We start from the raw sequence: 3,938 nt of genomic DNA on the forward strand, positions 1-3,938 counted from the left end.
CATACGAGACATGTTTCTTTGTGCGATTCAGGGGCAAATGGAATATTCCGGCTTGTCGCTCCAGTTTCTTCCTTGACCTGCTTCTCGCAAGCAGCAGAGCCGCACCAGCCAGCTTCTACGAAGCCGCGCTGTTCTTCCAAAAAGCTTTTCATTTCATCAAGCGTTTCAACCGAACGAGAGTTGTCAATACGGAACTGCTTCGCACGATTAAACATTTCTTGATGCGTTTCTTCAAGCATAGCTTCAATTTCTGCTAGAAGATTAGCTTGCTGTACAATACGCTTCTCTCCAGTAACTCTGGAAACAAGCACAACTTGTCCATTTTCCATATCACGCGGTCCAAGCTCAAGGCGTAGTGGAACACCGCGCATCTCATATTCGTTAAACTTCCAGCCTGGGCTCACGTCAGCACGATCGTCCACGCGTACGCGAATACCGGCTTTCTTAAGCTCTGCATAAAGCTCATCCACACGGCCAACAACCTGCTCGCGCATTTTTGCAGGGCCAATTGGAATCATAACCACTTGTGTTGGAGCAACTTTAGGAGGCAGCACCAGACCACGATCATCGCCATGAACCATAATAAGGGCGCCGATTAGTCTTGTGCTCACGCCCCAAGAAGTTGTATGAGCGAATTGCAATGTATTCTCACGATCAAGGAATTTAATATCAAAAGCAACTGCAAACTTCGTACCCAAATAATGCGATGTTCCGGCTTGAACAGCCTTCCCGTCCTTCATCATCGCTTCGATCGAATACGTATCAACCGCACCAGCGAACCGCTCAGAAGGCGTTTTTTCACCTTTAATTACAGGGATAGCAAGGAATTCTTCAACGAACTGCGTGTAAACATCAAGCATCTGCATCGTCTCTTGACGCGCTTCCTCTTCTGTTTCATGCGCAGTATGGCCTTCTTGCCACAAAAACTCACTCGTACGAAGGAATGGCATTGTGCGCTTCTCCCAGCGAACGACGTTTGCCCATTGGTTAATGAGCAGCGGAAGATCGCGGTACGATTGAATCCATTTGGAATACATGTGTCCAAACATCGTTTCCGATGTTGGACGAATTGCAAGGCGTTCTTCGAGCTTCTCGCCAGCTGCTTCAGTTACCCAAGGCAGTTCGGGATTAAAACCTTCAACATGCTCTTTTTCTTTCTGGAAAAAGCTCTCTGGAATAAAGAGCGGGAAATACGCATTGCGATGTCCCGTCTCCTTAAAGCGGCGATCCAGATCACGCTGAATATTTTCCCAAAGCTCATAGCCCTCAGGACGGAACACAATACAGCCTCTTACAGGCGAATAATCCATAAGCTCGGCTTTTTTAATAACATCAATATACCATCTGGAGAAATCCTCGCTTTGAGGCGTGATTTCTGTAACAAACTGTTTATCCTTAGACATAAGCGACTATTTACTCCCCTTTTACCAATCGTAAAATATCATTATAAGTTACTACGAGCATTAATAACATGATGAGCGCGAAACCGACAAAATGTACCATGCTCTCACGGTTCGGATCAATCGGCCGGCGTCTAATCGCTTCAATTCCGAGGAATATGAGGCGGCTTCCATCAAGGGCAGGAATCGGCAGCAAATTAAATATTCCTAAATACAAGCTTAGCAGTGCTGTCCATGATGTTAACTGAGCAATGCCTTGCTGAGCAATCTGGCTTGTTACTTCTGCTGTTCGCACAGGTCCGCCAAGATCATCAAGCTTGAACTCTCCGAAAATAAGCTTCTTGAAGCCTTCAAAAATGCTTACTGTCATGTTTTTCATGAGCTTGCCTGCGCCTGTGAACGTTTCAGAGAAAGTAGCCGGACGTGTTGGCAATGCGGCACTGATCCCAACCTTGCCTACACCCTCTTTATTCGGTTCAGGTGTTATAACAACTTGCTGAGCTTTGCCGTCACGAATAATATCCATTTTAACAGGAACATTTGGTGATTTACCGATAATCGCGATCATTTTATCAAAATCAGCTCCGATTTTGATACCGTTGACTGCATCGATGACATCGCCCTTTTTCAAATCTACTTTATCAGCTGGCATGCCTTCTGATATTTCATTAACAAGCAGCTTATCAGGCGACTCAACAGGAACACCTGCTAACTGAATGTAGGTAGCAAACAATACAAATGCAAGCACAAAGTTCATCATAGGGCCAGCAAAAATAGCAAGTGCACGCTGCGCTACTGTTTTGCTGCCAAATTGTCTGTCGAGCGGCGCGATTTGTGTTTCTTTGCCTTTTGTGATCATTAAAGCAGTAGGGTGTACCGAGAAAATCTCGTTTTCCCCTTCTACGTCAAGTGTAACAGATAGCTTGCGCTCAAGATCGATCGCCACGATTTCTCCGCGAATAACACCGCTGCGGTCATCAAGACGATCCAAATAAAGTCTAGTCACTTTATTGTCTTTCAGACGAACCGCGATCGTTTGACCGGGCTGGACATCAACGATTTCTGGATCTTCTCCCGCCATTCGAACGAAACCGCCGGCAGGTATTAATCGAAGCGTATATCTCGTCTCGCCACGTTTTACCGAAAAAAGCTTCGGCCCGARGCCAATTGCGAATTCTCGCACCAATATGCCTGCGCGTTTTGCGAAATAGTAATGACCCCATTCATGGATCGTTACGATCACGAAAAAAACGAGTATGGTCAAGAAAACAACTTGAATCATGTGCATTAAGCTGAAGCCTCCTGTTCGTTACGGCCTGTACATAGATTATCATTATTCTCCCGTCCGATACAAGAGAACCGGAATTTAACCGATATTATACGGATTGGGCCAGCTGTCTTGCCCAAGCGTCCACTTCTGAGATCATCTGCAAATCATTGATATCAGCTGCTTCGTGCTTGCCAACGACCGTTTCCAATATCCGTTCAATGTCAAGAAACGTAATTTCACCCTTCAAAAACCGTGCCACCGCAACCTCGTTTGCAGCATTGTATACTGCAGGAGCTGATTGACCTAGCTTCCCGCACTCGAATGCCAGCCTTAGACATGGATATCTTTCAAAATCCATCTCGCGAAAATGCAGCTTTCCGATTTGTGCCAGGTTCAGCCTGCTTGTCGGGGTTACATTCCGTTCCGGATATGACAACGCATATTGAATCGGTACTCGCATATCCGGCATTCCAAGCTGCGCGATTATGCTGTGATCGGTAAACTCCACATAAGAATGAATGATGCTCTCCGGATGAATAATGACACCTATTTGATCGTATGTAACATCGAACAGCCATCTTGCCTCAATAACTTCTAGCCCTTTATTAACCATAGTCGCTGAATCAATCGTAATTTTTGCGCCCATCGACCAATTGGGATGATTTAGCGCTTCAGCTACTGTTACACCCTCAAGCTGTTCTCTTGTGCGATCACGAAAGGAGCCGCCAGAGGCTGTTAATGTAATTTGATTGATAGATTTGCGATCTTCGCCGTTTAAGCATTGAAAAATCGCCGAATGTTCACTGTCTATCGGCAAAATCGATACTCCGCGCTGTTTCGCACGTTCCATTACGATATGACCTGCCGTTACGAGTGTCTCTTTGTTCGCCAAACCAATCATTTTCCCCGCATCAATCGCCGCCAATGTTGCCGGCAGCCCTCTGCTTCCCATAATTGCAGTCACAACGACATCAGCGTCCGTCCCAGCGGCTACTTCAACAAGTCCTTCTTCGCCATAGACAACCTTTGTTCCAGGCGGCATATGGGGACGAGCGGCTTCTGCGTCTGCTTTGGAAGCCAAGCTAACGAGCGAAGGTTTAAATTGTTTGGCTTGCTCTATAATCAAATCGACATTCGCACCAGCGGACAAGCCAACAACCTGATAACGATCAGGATCATGGGCAATAACGTCCAGCGTTTGTGTTCCGACTGAACCTGTCGAACCTAATATACTTATTTTTTTCACACAAAATCCTCCTGACTTATAC

General features: G+C 46.0%; 3 protein-coding genes. All 3 read right to left on the bottom strand.

Annotated elements, in window-relative coordinates; genetic code table 11:
* Positions 1-1,403 (bottom strand): proline--tRNA ligase (gene proS, locus AC1DSE_RS31850; protein WP_477528803.1); only part of this gene is annotated, 1,403 nt, incomplete at its 3' end.
* Between the two features lie 10 nt (positions 1,404-1,413).
* Entirely contained in the window at positions 1,414-2,688 is a 1,275-nt protein-coding gene (gene rseP / locus AC1DSE_RS31855; protein ID WP_477528804.1) for an RIP metalloprotease RseP, read from the bottom strand.
* A gap of 88 nt (positions 2,689-2,776) precedes the next feature.
* Positions 2,777-3,916 (bottom strand): 1-deoxy-D-xylulose-5-phosphate reductoisomerase, encoded by a 1,140-nt coding sequence (locus AC1DSE_RS31860; protein WP_441881256.1) that lies wholly within the window; start codon positions 3,914-3,916, stop codon positions 2,777-2,779.
* Positions 3,917-3,938: the final 22 nt, after the last annotated feature.

The sequence above is a fragment of the Paenibacillus sp. 01L418 genome (assembly GCF_056400045.1).